13 protein-coding genes are annotated in these 14,455 nt (G+C 69.6%); 5 read left to right on the top strand and 8 right to left on the bottom strand.

Features of this window, described 5'->3' with window-relative positions; all coding sequences use genetic code 11:
* The first annotated feature begins 89 nt into the window (after positions 1–89).
* Genes ACFV6H_RS15960 through ACFV6H_RS15950 form a run of 3 tightly spaced genes read left to right on the top strand, consistent with a single transcriptional unit; the run spans position 90 to position 2,672 of the window.
* Entirely contained in the window at positions 90–881 is a 792-nt protein-coding gene (locus ACFV6H_RS15960) for an ABC transporter ATP-binding protein (protein ID WP_093597327.1), read from the top strand.
* The gene (locus ACFV6H_RS15955) at positions 868–1,851 is read left to right on the top strand and encodes an ABC transporter permease (protein ID WP_385541997.1); all 984 of its coding nucleotides are present in this window, start codon (positions 868–870) and stop codon (positions 1,849–1,851) included. Before ACFV6H_RS15960 ends, ACFV6H_RS15955 begins: the two co-directional genes overlap by 14 nt.
* A 5-nt stretch (positions 1,852–1,856) precedes the next feature.
* Positions 1,857–2,672 (top strand): sirohydrochlorin chelatase, encoded by an 816-nt coding sequence (locus ACFV6H_RS15950; protein WP_385541995.1) that lies wholly within the window; start codon positions 1,857–1,859, stop codon positions 2,670–2,672.
* Between the two features lie 41 nt (positions 2,673–2,713).
* Here the strand turns inward: ACFV6H_RS15950 and ACFV6H_RS15945 are convergent, their stop codons facing one another.
* The 6 genes from ACFV6H_RS15945 to ACFV6H_RS15920 form a co-directional block, all read right to left on the bottom strand.
* Positions 2,714–3,076 carry a DUF4440 domain-containing protein gene (locus tag ACFV6H_RS15945; protein WP_385541993.1) on the bottom strand — a complete coding sequence of 121 codons (363 nt, stop codon included), beginning with the start codon at positions 3,074–3,076 and terminating at the stop codon, positions 2,714–2,716.
* Complete coding sequence (locus ACFV6H_RS15940; RefSeq protein ID WP_385541991.1) at positions 3,069–3,617, bottom strand: DUF1697 domain-containing protein; 549 nt, start codon at positions 3,615–3,617, stop codon at positions 3,069–3,071. Before ACFV6H_RS15940 ends, ACFV6H_RS15945 begins: the two co-directional genes overlap by 8 nt.
* Positions 3,618–3,765: 148 nt before the next feature.
* Positions 3,766–5,022 (bottom strand): S8 family peptidase, encoded by a 1,257-nt coding sequence (locus ACFV6H_RS15935; RefSeq protein ID WP_385541989.1) that lies wholly within the window; start codon positions 5,020–5,022, stop codon positions 3,766–3,768.
* A gap of 347 nt (positions 5,023–5,369) precedes the next feature.
* Complete coding sequence (locus ACFV6H_RS15930; RefSeq protein ID WP_385541987.1) at positions 5,370–6,692, bottom strand: ABC transporter substrate-binding protein; 1,323 nt, start codon at positions 6,690–6,692, stop codon at positions 5,370–5,372.
* Between the two features lie 8 nt (positions 6,693–6,700).
* A complete protein-coding gene (locus ACFV6H_RS15925) occupies positions 6,701–7,534 on the bottom strand; it encodes a carbohydrate ABC transporter permease (protein ID WP_385542133.1) in 834 nt (277 codons plus the stop codon).
* Positions 7,535–7,536: 2 nt separating this feature from the next.
* Entirely contained in the window at positions 7,537–8,502 is a 966-nt protein-coding gene (locus tag ACFV6H_RS15920; RefSeq protein WP_093601342.1) for a carbohydrate ABC transporter permease, read from the bottom strand.
* A gap of 153 nt (positions 8,503–8,655) precedes the next feature.
* Between ACFV6H_RS15920 and ACFV6H_RS15915 the strand changes: the two genes are divergently transcribed.
* Positions 8,656–9,519 carry a phosphotransferase enzyme family protein gene (locus ACFV6H_RS15915; protein WP_385541985.1) on the top strand — a complete coding sequence of 288 codons (864 nt, stop codon included), beginning with the start codon at positions 8,656–8,658 and terminating at the stop codon, positions 9,517–9,519.
* 30 nt (positions 9,520–9,549) lie between these two features.
* Here the strand turns inward: ACFV6H_RS15915 and ACFV6H_RS15910 are convergent, their stop codons facing one another.
* Together ACFV6H_RS15910 and ACFV6H_RS15905 are read right to left on the bottom strand one after the other, a co-directional pair.
* Positions 9,550–10,263, bottom strand: a complete 714-nt coding sequence (locus tag ACFV6H_RS15910) for an exonuclease domain-containing protein (protein WP_385542131.1) — start codon at positions 10,261–10,263, stop codon at positions 9,550–9,552.
* 256 nt (positions 10,264–10,519) lie between these two features.
* Positions 10,520–11,752, bottom strand: coding sequence for an SAV2148 family HEPN domain-containing protein (locus tag ACFV6H_RS15905; protein ID WP_385541983.1), 1,233 nt, complete (start codon positions 11,750–11,752; stop codon positions 10,520–10,522).
* Between the two features lie 415 nt (positions 11,753–12,167).
* On the opposite strand from ACFV6H_RS15905, the gene glgX reads away from it, so the two are divergent.
* The gene (gene glgX, locus ACFV6H_RS15900; protein ID WP_385541981.1) at positions 12,168–14,288 is read left to right on the top strand and encodes a glycogen debranching protein GlgX; all 2,121 of its coding nucleotides are present in this window, start codon (positions 12,168–12,170) and stop codon (positions 14,286–14,288) included.
* Positions 14,289–14,455: the final 167 nt, after the last annotated feature.

Here is a 14,455-nt window from a genome sequence, read left to right as displayed (position 1 = left end):
GACCGGATACGGCTTCGTACCCGATCCCGTATCCGGCCCCGATCCCGATCGCGTATCCGATCCCACACCGTTCCCAGGAGGTGACGACCATGGCGACAGCTCTCGCCAAGGCCGCCGACAGCACCCCGGCGGTGGACCACGCCGCCCGTATCGCGCATGTCTCGAAGTCCTTCGTGACGCCCGCCGGGCAGCAGCTCGTCCTGGACGACATCACACTCGATGTCGCTCCCGGCGAGTTCGTCACCCTCCTGGGAGCGTCGGGATGCGGCAAGTCCACCCTGCTCAATCTGGTCGCGGGACTGGACCGTCCGTCCGCCGGGTCCATCGAGACTCCCGGCGGGCGGCCCGCCCTGATGTTCCAGGAGCACGCACTGTTCCCGTGGCTCACCGCGGGCAAGAACATCGAACTGGCGCTGCGGCTGCGCGGCGTGGCCAAGCAGGAACGGCGAGGCGAGGCGGAGCGGCTGCTCTCCCTCGTCCGTCTCGACGGCTCGTACGGCAAGCGGGTGCACGAGCTGTCCGGCGGGATGCGGCAGCGTGTCGCGCTGGCGCGCGCGCTCGCCCAGGACAGCCAACTGCTGCTGATGGACGAGCCGTTCGCGGCGCTGGACGCCATCACCCGGGATGTGCTGCACGACGAGCTGACCAGGATCTGGCGCGAGACGAATCTGTCGGTGCTGTTCGTGACGCACAACGTACGGGAGGCCGTGCGGCTCGCCGAGCGCGTCGTCCTGCTGTCGTCGCGGCCCGGCCGGGTCGCCCATGAGTGGCGTGTGGACATCCCGCAGCCGCGCCGTATCGAGGACCCCGCGGTCGCGGAGCTGTCCGTCGAGATCACCGAAGAACTGCGTGGGGAGATCCGCCGCCATGGGCAGAACTGAGACGACAGCGCCGAAGGACTCGGCGCCGGAGGGCCCGGCGGCGGACGACGCGGCGGGCGACACGGCGTCGAAGGGCCGGACGGCGTCCGGGGACTCGGCGGATGCGGCGCTCCAGCACGATCTGGCGGGCCTGGAGGCCGGGCTCGACGCGCTGGACACCGTACAGACCGGACGTGCGCCGCTGCGCCAGACGCTCGTACAGAAGGTTCTGCCGCCCGTCATCGCTGTGGCGCTGGTGCTGGTGGTGTGGCAGATCCTCGTCTGGGCGAAGATCACCGACGACTACAAGCTGCCGTCGCCGTCGGCGGTGTGGGACGAGCTGGCGGACGCCTGGGCCCAGGGCACTCTGCTCGGCTATATCTGGACCAGTGTCTCGCGCGGTCTGCTGGGCTTCCTGCTGTCCCTGGCGATCGGCACTCCGCTCGGACTGCTGGTGGCCCGCGTACGGTTCGTCCGCGCGGCCATCGGCCCGATCCTGTCCGGACTCCAGTCGCTGCCCTCGGTGGCCTGGGTGCCGCCCGCGGTGATCTGGCTCGGGCTGAACGACTCGATGATGTACGCCGTGATCCTGCTCGGCGCGGTGCCGTCGATCGCCAACGGTCTGGTCTCCGGCGTCGATCAGGTGCCGCCGCTGTTCCTGCGCGCCGGGCGCACGCTCGGCGCGACCGGGCTGCGCGGCACCTGGCACATCGTGATGCCGGCGGCGCTGCCCGGCTATCTGGCCGGGCTGAAGCAGGGCTGGGCGTTCTCCTGGCGCTCGCTGATGGCCGCGGAGATCATCGCGTCCTCGCCCGATCTCGGCGTAGGGCTCGGCCAGTTGCTGGAGAACGGCCGTACGGTCGGCAGCATGCCCATGGTGTTCCTCGCCATCTTCCTCATCCTGATCGTCGGTATCGCCATCGACCTGCTGATCTTCAGTCCGCTGGAGCGGCGGGTGCTGCGCGGTCGCGGTCTTCTCGTGAAAAGCTGATTTCCATGCACCACCACCCTGTTCAGCCGTCCGGGCTGCGGTCCCGGCCCCGGTCCCTGCCGCGGCCCGTGCTGCTTGTCGTCGCCCACGGCAGCCGCGATCCGCGGCACGCCGCGACCGTGCACGCCCTGACCGCGCGGCTGCGCGCGCTGCGGCCCGGACTGCGGGTGGAGACCGGCTTCCTGGACTTCAACGCTCCTGCCGTGCCACGGCTGCTGGACCGGCTGGCGCGGGAGGGCGTACGGGACGTGGTGGTCCTGCCGCTGCTCCTGACGCGCGCCTTCCACGCCAAGGCCGATATCCCGGCGGTGCTGCACGAGGCGGCGGCGCGCCATCCACGGCTGCGTATCCGCCAGGCCGAGGTGCTCGGCCCGTCGCCGCTGCTGACCGACGCGCTGGAGCGGCGGCTGTACGAGGCCGGGCTCAGGCCCGCCGACCGGGCCTCGACCGGGATCGTACTGGCCTCGGCGGGCTCCTCGGATCCGGAGGCGATCGCGGTGATCAACGGCATCGCGCGGGAGTGGCGGCGTACCGGCTGGTGCGCCGTGCGGCCCGCGTTCGCCTCCGCCTCGCTTCCGCGTACCGAGGACGCGGTGCGCGCGCTGCGGGCCGAGGGCGTACGGAACATCGCCGTGGCGCCGTATGTCATCGCTCCCGGCTTCCTTCCCGACCGTATCGCCGCCGGTGCCCGCGAGGGCGGCGCCGACGTACTGGCCGGAGTCCTGGGCGCGGCCCCGGAGCTGGCGCGGCTGCTGCTGCGCCGCTACGACGAGCGGGCGGCGGCCTCGAACGCTCTTGTACGACTGGCCCGGCCCGCGTAGGGCGTACGAGGTAACCGCTGCGTCGGCCGAACGGTCCGGGGTCAGTCGAACGGTGTGCCCTGATGGAAGTAGAGCAGCCAGCCGCTCTCGGTCAGCCGCCAGACCGAACTGCGATGCGCCCGCTGGCCGTTGAACTCCGTGTCGAAGGTCAGCAGCACCACACCGGGAGCCAGCTGGACGCCTCGCATCTTGGAGGTGGTGATCGGCCGGGGCCCGGGCGCGCCCTTCACGGTGAGCGCGGCGACGATCGAGCCGCGGTCCCACTCCCGGCCCGAGACGCCGAACTCCCTGAAGTCCGGATGGAGCAGTTCCGCGAGCAGGTGTGCGGAGGCGCGGACCGCCGGATCGAGCAGACGCAGTTCGGCCTCGATGGCGGACGAGATCGCGGAGGTACGCTCAGGCACGGGTCAGCTCCACCAGTTTGACGACGGTGTTCCAGTTGCGGCTGGTGGTCGTGACGCCCTTCAACAGGCCAGGCCTGGCGAGCGCTTCGGCGAGCTTGGAGCGGCCGAGGCCGTTCGGTGTGTACAGATACAGCACCCGGTCGCCCAGCCGGAAGTCCTCCGGGAGATACGCGTCCCGGTCGACACCGGCGAACCGCTCGGCCTCCACCGGCTCGGAGAAGTAGGTGGCGTGGAGCTGCTTGGCCTCAAGAGTCGCCGCGGGAAAAGGGCACTCCTCGGCCACGGCCCGCAGATAGGCGGCGCCGCGCACCAGAGTGTCCACGGTGAATCCGAAGCGCCGCTCGATGGCGCGCTCCAGAGCGGCGGCGAGGGCACTCTCGTCGTCGGAGTCGCTGGTGAAGACCGCGTTGCCGCTCTGGAGATACGTACGGACATCGCGATGGCCCAGTTCGGAGAGCAGCTCGCGCAGTTCGGCCATCGGAACGCGTCTGTGGCCGCTGACATTGATTCCGCGCAGGAGTGCCGCGTATGTCGTGGTCATCCGCACACGATAGGCCTCGGGGCCGTGTCCGGAGCACCAGACAGGGCCTGGGCGCGAACGGGACGGCCGCCGCGCCCCGTGGGGGAGAGCGCGACGGCCGCCGGTTCCGCGGGCCGTACGGCTGCCCGGCGAGGGCAGCCGACGGCGGCTATTCGACGATCTTGAGCAGCTTGTTGACGGTGTCCGGCGACGCGTCGGTGATCGCGTCGGGCGTGGCACCGTCGGTCAGGGCCGTGGCGACCTGGTCGGGCGTCGCGTCCGGGTGGGCGGCGAGATGGAGGGCAGCCGCGCCGACCACATGAGGTGTGGCCATCGAGGTGCCGGAGATGGTGCTGACGGCGGTGTCGCTGTTGTTCCAGTCCGAGGTGATGCCGGAGCCCGGCGCGTAGATGTCCACGAGCGGGCCGAAGTTGGAGAAGTACGACTGCGCGTCGTCCACGGTGGACGAGGCGACCGTGATGGCCTCCTCGACCCGCGCCGGTGAGATCTGGCTCGCGTCGAAGGAGTTGTTGCCGGCCGCGACGCCGAAGGTGACACCGGTGGCGATGGCGTTGCGTACGGCTTCGTCCAGGGCCGGATCGGCGCCGCCGCCGAGGCTCATATTGGCGACGGACGGGCCCTGGTGGTTCGCGGCGACCCAGTCGATCCCGGCGATGACCTGCTCGGTGGTGCCGAAGCCGCTGTCGTCCAGCACCCGTACGGAGACGATCTTCGCCTTCTTGGCGACTCCGTGCGCGGCACCGGCGATGGTTCCGGCGACATGCGTGCCGTGGCCGTAGCCGTCGTCGGCGGAGTTGTCGCCGTCGATCGCGTCGTAGCCGTAAGTGGCGCGGCCCTCGAAGTCCTGATGGGTGATCCGGACGCCGGTGTCGATGACATACGCCGTCACGCCCTCGCCGGCGCCGTCCGGGTAGGTGTACGCGCTGTCCCCGGCGGTCGCGGTCTGGTCGACGCGGTCGAGGCCCCAGGAGGGCGGGTTGCTCTGTGTGGCGTTGATGGTGAACGTCTTGTTCTGGACGACCTTGGCGACGGCCGGGTCGGCGGCGAGACGCGCGGCTTCCGCCTCGGTGAGTCCGCCGGCGGAGAAGCCGTTGACGGCCGTGGTGTAGTTCCGCGCGAGCCGGCCGCCGTACTCCTCGGCCAGTTCCCGCTTCTCGGTCCTGTCGTAGGTCTGCCGGTCCGCCTTCCCACCGGCCGACCGGCCGGTGCTCCGGTCGCCCGTCTGACGCAGCATCACGATGTAGCTGCCGGCCACCGCGCCCTCGGCGTCGGCGCCGTACACCACATCCTGTGCCTGAGCCGCGCCCGCCGTGGGGGAGGTGAGCGCGGTGAGTCCGGCCGCCGCGGCGACGGCCGTGAGGGCGGCGGTGAGTTTGATCCTGGTCGCACGCTGTTGAGTTGCCATGAAGAGGGAGCTCCTCGTCATCTTCTGTGGGGGGGGACGCCCGGCGGACAGCAGTCTCCGCCGGACTGGCTCGAACCCTGGCCGATTGACGCGTCCAGTTCAAGGGCCCGTAGGGGCAGTGACCTGGCAAACCTCAATCCCCATAAGGAATCGGCCAGTCCGGAAAGCGTCGGGCTCGCCCGTTAACCTCCGCCTGTGACGCGAGACTTCGGCTCCCTCTCGCCGGAGATATGACCAACACCGGGAGAAACGGGCCGCCCTCCTCGCACACCGGCGACGGCGACGAATTGGCCCGATCTCAACCCCACCTTTCACAAAGGACGGCACCGCGGGCCGCCGCCCGCCGGTCAGCGCTGGTAGCGGGCCAGCACTCTGTTCCCGTCCTCGACCAGCCGCTTTTCCAGCTCGGCGCGGTCGATCGCTCCGCTGTAGTACTCCTGGAGCGCCGGTGTCGCCACCTTGTCCTTCCACTCGGGATAGCCGCGCACCGACTGGGCGGGAGCCGGACGCAGCTCCCGTGCGAGCGCGGCGCCCGTCGCCCAGCCGTCCTCGGCGACACGCAGGGACGGATCCCGGAGCGCCTGCGTACCGGTCGGCAGCATCCAGTCGCCCTTCGCGAGCCGCACCATGTTCTCCGGCCGCAGCAGGAAGTCGATGAACCGCACCGCCTCCTTCTTGTACGGGCTGTCCTCGGCGACCGAGAGAGTCTGCGGGCTCACTCCCTGGGCCAGATCTCCGCTGTCACCGGCGGGAGCGGGCAGTACCGTCCACTCGAATCCCTCCGGCGCCTGCTGGATGATCTGCTGGCGGTACGAGAAGCCCAGCGGGACCATCGCGTACTTGCCGCCGAACAGACCGGGCAGCGTGTCCGATCCGCCCATGCCCAGCGTGGCACCGGACGCGCTCGCGTCCTTGTTGACCTGGTCATGGACGGTGTCCGGGACCACTCCGTCCAGGTCGGTGAACCGGATCGTCACCTTGCCGTCCGCGTCTCGGTGGAAGAGCCGTCCGCCGGCGGAGAGCCCGAGGTTGAGCGTGGCGGAGACGGGATCCTTCAACGGCCAGGCGACCGCGTACTTTCCCGGGCCCATCCGCCCGGTCAGCTCCTCGGCGATCCGTCGGAACTCCGGCCAGCTCCAGGGCTCTTCGGCGGTCGGGATCCGCACTCCGGAGGCTTCGAGGATCTTCTTGTTCGCGATCAGTACGCGCGGCTCCTGGAGGAACGGCACACCGTACACACCGTCGCCGAAGGTGGCCGTCTCCCAGCTGCGTTCCGGGATGTCCCGTTCGAGACGGCCGGGCAGCAGCGGGCCGAGATCGGCGAGATAGCCGCCGTACGCGAAGTCGGCCAGATCGTCGGAGGCGTCATGGATGATGTCCGGTGCCTCACCGCCCTCGAAGGAGGTGAGCAGTTGGTCATGGACGCTGTCCCAGCTTCCCTGGACATACTCGACGCGGATCTCCGGATGGGCCGCGTTCCACTCCTCCACCAGCTCCTTGTTGACCTGGACCGACTCGTCCTGCCAGGCCAGCGACTGGAAGCGCAGAGTGATCCGGCCGCCGCGCGCGTCGTCGCCGCCGTCACCGGTGCAGCCGCCGAGCAGCAGGGCGAGAACGGCCACCACGACCGGAGCCTTCCGTACGCGCAGCCATCCAGGCCGTCTGCTCATAGGACTCATCAGCTCTTCACCGCCCCGGCGAGCATCCCGCCCGTGATCCGCCGCTGGATGACCGCGAAGATGACCAGCGAGGGCAGTGTCGCGAGAAACGCGGCGGCGGCCAGCGGTCCCAGATCGGCGACTCCCTCCGCTCCGAGAAAGTGCGTGAGGACCACCGGCAGCGTCTGTTTCTCCGGGGACTTGAGCAGCACGAGCGCGAAGAAGAACTCGTTCCACGCGGTGACGAAGGCGAAGAGCGCCGTGGCGACGATGCCGGGAGCCAGCAGCGGCCCGGTGACCGAGACGAGCGTACGGAGCCGGCCCGCGCCGTCCACGGCCGCCGCCTCCTCCAGCTCGACGGGCAGGGCCCGGACATAGCCGCTCAGCATCCAGAGCGCGAACGGCAGGGCCCATACGGCGTACACCATGATCAGTCCGGTCAGTGAGTTGATCAGACGCAGATTCTTGAGCACCAGGAAGAGCGGAATGATCAGCAGGACGAACGGGAACGCCTGGCTGATCACCACCCAGCCGGTCGCCGCCGCCGCGAGTCTGCCGCGCCGGCGGGCCATCACATAGGCCATGGGAGTCGCGATGAGCACGGCGACCACGGCCGCGGCCACGGCGGCGGTCACACTGTTGCCCGCCGCCCGCAGCAGCGGCTGTTCGTCGAAGGCCTGCCGGAAGTTGCCGAGCGTCGGATCGCGCGGGATCCAGGTGGGATGGAGACTGCCCAGCTCCCGGGCCGGTTTGAAGGCCGTGGAGAGCAGCCAGAGAAACGGCAGGGCGAGAAAGACGAGATAGCACAGGAGCGCGAGATACTGTCCGGCGCGCGCGGATCCGCTGGTACGCATACTCATCGCCCGTCCTCTCCCTGTCGGAGCCGTCCTACGAGCTGGAGCGAGAGGAGCACCGCGATCACGGCCACCATCACGCATCCCATGGCGGCGGCGTAGCCGAACTGGCCGTAGCGGAAGGCCTCTTCGTACGCGAAGAGCATGGGCAGCCTGGTGCGTCCGCCGGGTCCGCCGCTGGTCAGCACATAGACCAGCGCGAAGGAGTTGAAGTTCCAGATGAGATTGAGCGCCGTGATGGCCAGCGCGACCGGCCGGAGCGCGGGCCAGGTGACGGTACGGAACCGGCGCCAGGCTCCCGCGCCGTCCAGCGCCGCGGCCTCGTGCAGTTCGCGCGGAGTGTTCTGGAGACCGGCCAGCAGGGCGACCGTCGTCTGCGGCATACCGGCCCAGATCCCGACGACGATCACCGCGGGCAGGGCGGTGGCGAGCCCGGTCAGCCAGTCCCGCCCTTCGCCGAGGCCGAGATCCCGCACGGTCTCGTTGAGGATTCCGGCGTCGGCGTTGTAGACGAGCCGCCACATGATGCCGACGACCACCTCGGGCATCGCCCAGGGAATGATCGCCAGGGCGCGGGCCAGCCAGCGGAAGCGGAGATTCTGGTTGAGCAGCAGGGCGAGACCGAGCGCGAGCGCGAACTGCGGCACGGTCACTCCGACCGCCCAGAGCAGACCGATCCCGAACGAGTCCCAGAACAGCGTGTCGTGCAGCAGATCCTGGAAGTTGAGTGTGCCGATCCACTCGGTGGGCTCGGTACGGCCGGACTGCGCGTCCGTGAAGGCGAGCGCGACGCCGTAGAGCAGCGGTCCGACGCTCAGCACCAGGATCGGGATCAGCGCGGGCAGCACCAGAAACCAGGCGCCGTGGTCCAGCGGCCTGCCCGGCCGCCCTGCGCGTCCTGACCGCCCTGCCCGCCCGCTCGCGGACCGTTCCTTGCCTGACCGCTCCACCGCGGTCGCCGAGGTCACGGATTCGACTCCTTCGGGCGGCTTGTGGGGGTAAAAGCCGCCCTGGCGGCTCTTGCCATCGTGCGAAGAGGATCTCCACCCGTCAAGACGATCCGCACGGATGCGAGACTTGCGCGGACCGATCGGCCGGAAGTATGAGTGAGTGGGCGAACGATGGACGAGGCACGCACGCGGGAGATCCTGGCCGCGACCGGGCTGCCGGACACCGCTGAGCTGCTCTCCCTCGGGGAGAACGCGGTGTTCGGGACCGGTGAGCTGATCGTCAAGGTCGGACGAAGCGCCGAGGACCATCCCGAACTGCTGGACCGCGCACGGCGTGAAGTCGCCATCGCGTCCTGGCTCGCGGAGTGCGGCATCCCGGCCGTACGGGCCGCGGAACCGCGCCCGCGGTCGGTGGACGGTCATCCGGTGACCATCTGGCACCGGCTGCCCGCTGCCGTAAGGCCCGCGGGCCCTGGCGATCTGGCGTCCCTGCTCCGGCTCGTCCACGCACTGCCCGCTCCCTCCTTCGCGCTCCCTCGCCGGGATCTGCTCGGCGGTGTCGAACGCTGGCTGCGGATCGCGGGCGACGCGATCGAACCGGCCGACGCCGACTATCTCCGTGACCGCAGGGACGGCTTCGCCGAGGCCGCAGCCACGCTCGCGCCGGAGCTGCCACCGGGCCCGATCCACGGCGACGCGCTGCCGCGCAATGTCCATGTGGGCCCCGAAGGACCGGTCCTGGTCGATCTGGAGACCTTCTCCATGGACTTCCGGGAACACGATCTGGTGGTGATGGCCCTCTCCCGCGACCGGTACGGCCTGTCCGCCGAGGCGTACGACACCTTCACGGCCGCCTATGGCTGGGACGTCCGTGAGTGGCCGGGCTGTCCGGTCCTGCGCGGCGCCCGTGAGACGGCAAGCTGCGCCTGGGTGGCCCAGCATGCCCCGATCAATCCCAAGGCTCTCGCGGAGTTCCGCCGCAGAGTCGCCTCCCTGCGCGACAACGACTCCGAGGTCCGCTGGTACCCGTTCTGACGGACCACCGGATCACCGCCTACGGCACAATCATCGGCTCCGCGGAATGACCGGCCAGGCCTGCTCGACCACCGCCGTCGGATTCGCGGTGCGCCGCAGATAGGCCTGCAAGGAGGCCGACTGCTCGGCCGCCGCGCCGATTTGAAGGTCATGCAGCTCGGCCGGTGGCAGCAGCCCGACGGGCTGGTGCCGCTCGCCCATGCGCCGCACCACCCGGGCCGCGGCCACCGCGTCCGCCCTCGCGTCGTGCGCGTCGTCCAGCGGTACGCCGTAGTGCGCGCAGAGCGCCTGAAGGGCCCGCTTGCCCTTGCGGTACTTGTCGACGTGCTTGTCTATGACGAGAGGATCGATGACCGGTGACGGTGCCTCGCCCAGCCGCTCACTGACCGACTCCGCGCCGTACCGCCCGCACTCACGGTCCAGGAGCGACAGGTCGTACCGCGCGTTCATCACCACCAGAGGCGTGCCCGAGCGCAGCACCTCGGCGACGGCTCCGGCGATCTCCTCGATCGCGGCGGCGGCCGGCACGCCGTGCCGACGCGCATGGTCCGTGGAGATGCCATGGATCGCCGACGCCTGCTCGGGCACCGCCACGCCCGGATCGATGAGCCAGGTCCGTTCCCGTGAGACCGCTCCGTCCGCCTCCAGCCGTACGAGCGCCGCCGTGACGATGCGGTCGCTCTCCACATCCGTGCCGGTGGTCTCCAGATCGAAGGCCACCAGCGGCCTGCCGAGCCAGCTGATCGCCCGGCCCTCGGCCGGGCGCGGACCGTCATACGCCGCCCTGCGCTCCGTACCGGTCGTCGCCGTACGGGTCATTCCCGTACCGGTCGTCGCCAGGCCGGAACCGGTCGGCTGCTCCCCATGCCAAGTCATCGTGGCCCTCCCTCATGATGCGGTGGCGCTTCCCCCGTTGGTGCTCCCCCGCCTGACTTTCACCCTGCCACGCGCCACTGACAACGCCTGGACCACAGGGCCGACCCACCGGCCGCGCGCGGGCTCAGGAGACCGGACGGGAGTCCGTCCAGACCGACTCGAACTCCTCGCGGTAGGTCTGGAAGAGACCGTGCTCCGCCTCCTGTCCCGAACGGACGACCTCACGCCCGCCGCCTCGCAGCACCAGCACCGGCGCCTCCATACCGCGTGCCCGCCGCAGATACGACTGCACCACGGCGAGTCCGTCGGCGCCGTCGCCGTCGACCAGATACGCGGTGAAGCGCGGCGTCTCGTCGAAGACATGGATCTCGAAGGCGCCCGGATCGCGCAGCTTGGAGCGCACCCGGCGCATATGAAGGATGTTCATCTCCACCGAACGGCTCAGTTCGCCCTTCTTGAGCCCGAGCTCGCGCTCCCGGCGCTTGACCGCGCTGCTCGCCGGATTGAGGAAGACCAGCCGTATCCGGCAGCCCGACTCGGCGAGCCGGATCAGCCGGCGGCCCGAGAAGTTCTGGACGAGAAGGTTCAGTCCGATACCGATGGCGTCGACACGCCGGGCGCCGCCGAAGAGATCCTCCGCCGGGATCTGCCGTTGCAGCCGGACCCGGTCGGGATGGACGGAGACCACGTCCGCGTACCGGTCGCCGACCAGATCCTCCATGGCGTCGACACGCAGCCGGGCCGCCGACGGCACTCCGCTGCCGCCGCCCAGGATCTCCAGCAGCCGGGCCGAGGCCCGCTCCGCCTGGGCGAGGACCGTCTCGGAGAGCGCGCGATTGCGGGACACGACATTCCGCGCGACCTCCAGCTCGTCGAGCGCCAGCTCCACATCTCTGCGGTCGTCGAAATACGGTTCGAATCCTGGCCAGTGCTGCACCATCAGCTCACGGAGCTGCGGAAGCGTGAGAAAGCTCAGCACATTGTCATCGGCCGGATCGAGCAGATAGCCCTTGCGCCGCGAGACCTCCCGTACGGCGACGGCGCGCTGCACCCACTCCTGTCCGGCGGGCCCGGCCGCGGCGACCACCCACTCCTCGCCGTGCACCGGCTCGTAGATGGGCCGCAGCACCGCCGCGACCACCGCGCGCAGCCGCTGCTCCACCAGATTCAGCCAGATATACGCACGTCCCGCTCGCTGGGCGCGCGTACGGACCTCGCTCCAGGCGTCCGGCCCCCAGTCCAGCTCCGCCCCGATCTCCATCGGCCGCGCGAGGGAGACCGCTCCGGGCGGGATGTCGCCGGAGTCCCCCGCGTGACCTGCGTCACCGGGGGGCAGCTCCAGCCCTCCCGAGCTCACCCGCGCACCGCCTTTTCTCCCCCTTCAACGATCAAGGAAGGGTACTCCGCCGACCGGAGGCGGTGCAGCCCGATGCACAGGCTCCTTTCTCAACTCCCTTATTCGTGAGGCTCGTTCTCGGCGCCGACTTCGGCGCAAGTGAGCTGATTCATAGTGGTTGGAGCCGTTCCGTGCCCGGGCCCGACGGGACGTCATGCCCTTCTCGGGACCGCTGGGACCACGGCCGGTCCCGGGCGACGGCCGGAAACGTGAAGTTGACCCGGGCCTGACCCAGCGGCAAGAACCCATCGAGTTCCTAGGTCGAGCGGCGTCTTTCGGGGAAGATCTGGTCCAAGGGCGTGTTGCGAAAGCCGGGACTTCCGCAGCACGCCCTTGGCCCCGCAGCACCCGGATCAGAAGTGGAAGAGTCCTATCTATGCAGGTCTGGCCGGGACAGGCGTATCCCCTCGGCGCCACGTACGACGGCGCCGGGACCAACTTCGCGGTCTACTCAGAGGCCGCCCACAGAATCGAGTTGTGCCTGCTGCACGACGACGGTTCAGAAACGGCGGTGGAGCTGCGCGAGACGGACGCCTTCGTACGGCATGCCTATCTGCCCGGCATCATGCCAGGTCAGCGCTATGGCTTCCGGGTCCATGGGCCATATGAGCCGGAGCGCGGGCACCGCTGCAACTCCGCCAAGCTGCTGCTCGATCCGTACGCGCGTGCGATCAGCGGAAGTGTCGAGTGGGGCGAGTCGGTGTACGGCTACCACTTCGGCAAGCCGGACTCGCGCAATGACATGGACTCAGCACCGCACACGATGACCTCCGTCGTGGTCAATCCGTACTTCGACTGGGGCGACGACCGGCTGCCGCGTACGGACTACCACCGCACGGTGCTCTACGAGGCCCATGTGAAGGGCCTGACCATGCTCCATCCGGAGCTGCCCGACGAGCTGCGCGGCACTTACGCGGGACTGGCCCATCCGGCGGTGATCGAGCACCTCACGGAGCTGGGCGTCACCGCGCTGGAGCTGATGCCCGTACACCAGTTCGTCAACGACCACCGGCTGGTGGACTCGGGCCTCGGCAATTACTGGGGTTACAACACCATCGGATTCTTCGCTCCGCACAACGCCTATGCCTCATGGGGCGACCGCGGCGAGCAGGTCCTGGAGTTCAAGCAGGCCGTACGGGCACTGCACCGGGCCGGGATCGAGGTCATCCTCGATGTGGTCTACAACCATACGGCGGAGGGCAACCACCTCGGTCCGACGCTCTCCTTCCGAGGGCTCGACAACGCCCAGTACTACCGGCTCGCCGAGAATCCTCGCTACTACACGGACACCACGGGCACCGGGAACTCGCTGCTGATGCGCAGTCCGCATGTCCTCCAGCTCATCATGGACTCGCTGCGGTACTGGGTGACCGAGATGCATGTCGACGGCTTCCGCTTCGATCTCGCGGCGACGCTGGCCCGTCAGTTCCACGAGGTCGACCGGCTGTCGTCGTTCTTCGATCTGGTGCAGCAGGATCCGGTGGTCAGCCAGGTGAAGCTGATCGCCGAGCCCTGGGACGTGGGCGAGGGCGGCTATCAGGTCGGGAACTTCCCGCCGCTGTGGACGGAGTGGAACGGCAAGTACCGCGACACCGTGCGGGACCTGTGGCGAGGCGAGCCCAGGACGCTGGCGGAGTTCGCGTCCCGGCTGACCGGCTCGTCCGATCTCTATCAGGACGACGGGCGCCGGCCGCTGGCCTCCATCAACTTCACCACCTGCCACGACGGCTTCACGCTGCGCGATCTCGTCTCGTACAACGAGAAGCACAACGAGGCCAACGGCGAGTCCAACCGGGACGGCGAGAGCCATAACCGGTCCTGGAACTGCGGAGTGGAGGGCGAGACCGACGATCCCGGGATCATCGAGCTGCGCAACCGTCAGATGCGCAACTTCATCGCCACGCTGATGCTCTCCCAGGGCGTCCCGATGCTCAGTCACGGCGACGAGTTCGCCCGTACGCAGGGCGGCAACAACAACGCGTACTGCCAGGACAACGAGGTCTCCTGGGTCCGCTGGCCGGAGCCGGGCGCGGAGACCGACACCGGCATGCTTGAGTTCACCCGGGCGATGGTGTGGCTGCGCCGCGACCATCCGGTCTTCCGGCGCCGGCGCTTCTTCCACGGACGGCCGGTGGAGGGCACGCACGACGATCTGTCGGACATCTCGTGGTTCACACCGGAGGGCGACGAGATGAAGCAGCAGGACTGGACGGCGGCGCACGCGCAGGCCATGACGGTCTTCCTGAACGGCAACGCGATCTCGGAGCCGGGCCCGCGCGGCGAGCGGATCTCGGACGACTCGTTCCTGCTGATGTTCAACGCGAGCGCCGACAAGCTGGAGTTCGTGGTGCCGCTGAACCATGGCAAGCACTGGCAGATCATGGTGGACACGGCGCGCCCGGAGGGCGTGGCTCCGGGACAGGGCGAGAAGGCCGACGGAGGCGACCGGATCACCATGATCGGCCGCAGTATGACGGTACTGATGCGGCCCGCGTAGGCCCCGCGTAGGCGCCCCGCGTAGGCATGGGTTCGGCCGGGAGAGGCGCCGGGACGCACGGGACCGGGCGCCGGTCCGGGCCCCGGCGTACGGGCCGGGCGAGGCACCGGCGCCCGGCGCCGTCCAGCCGTACGCGGGTACCGGTGGCGCCGATGACACAGAAGGCG

It is taken from the genome of Streptomyces sp. NPDC059743 (assembly GCF_042732975.1).
Lineage (GTDB): Bacteria > Actinomycetota > Actinomycetes > Streptomycetales > Streptomycetaceae > Streptomyces.
Note: the sequence above shows the minus strand (reverse complement) of the source record. Positions and strands in the feature narration are given on the sequence as shown.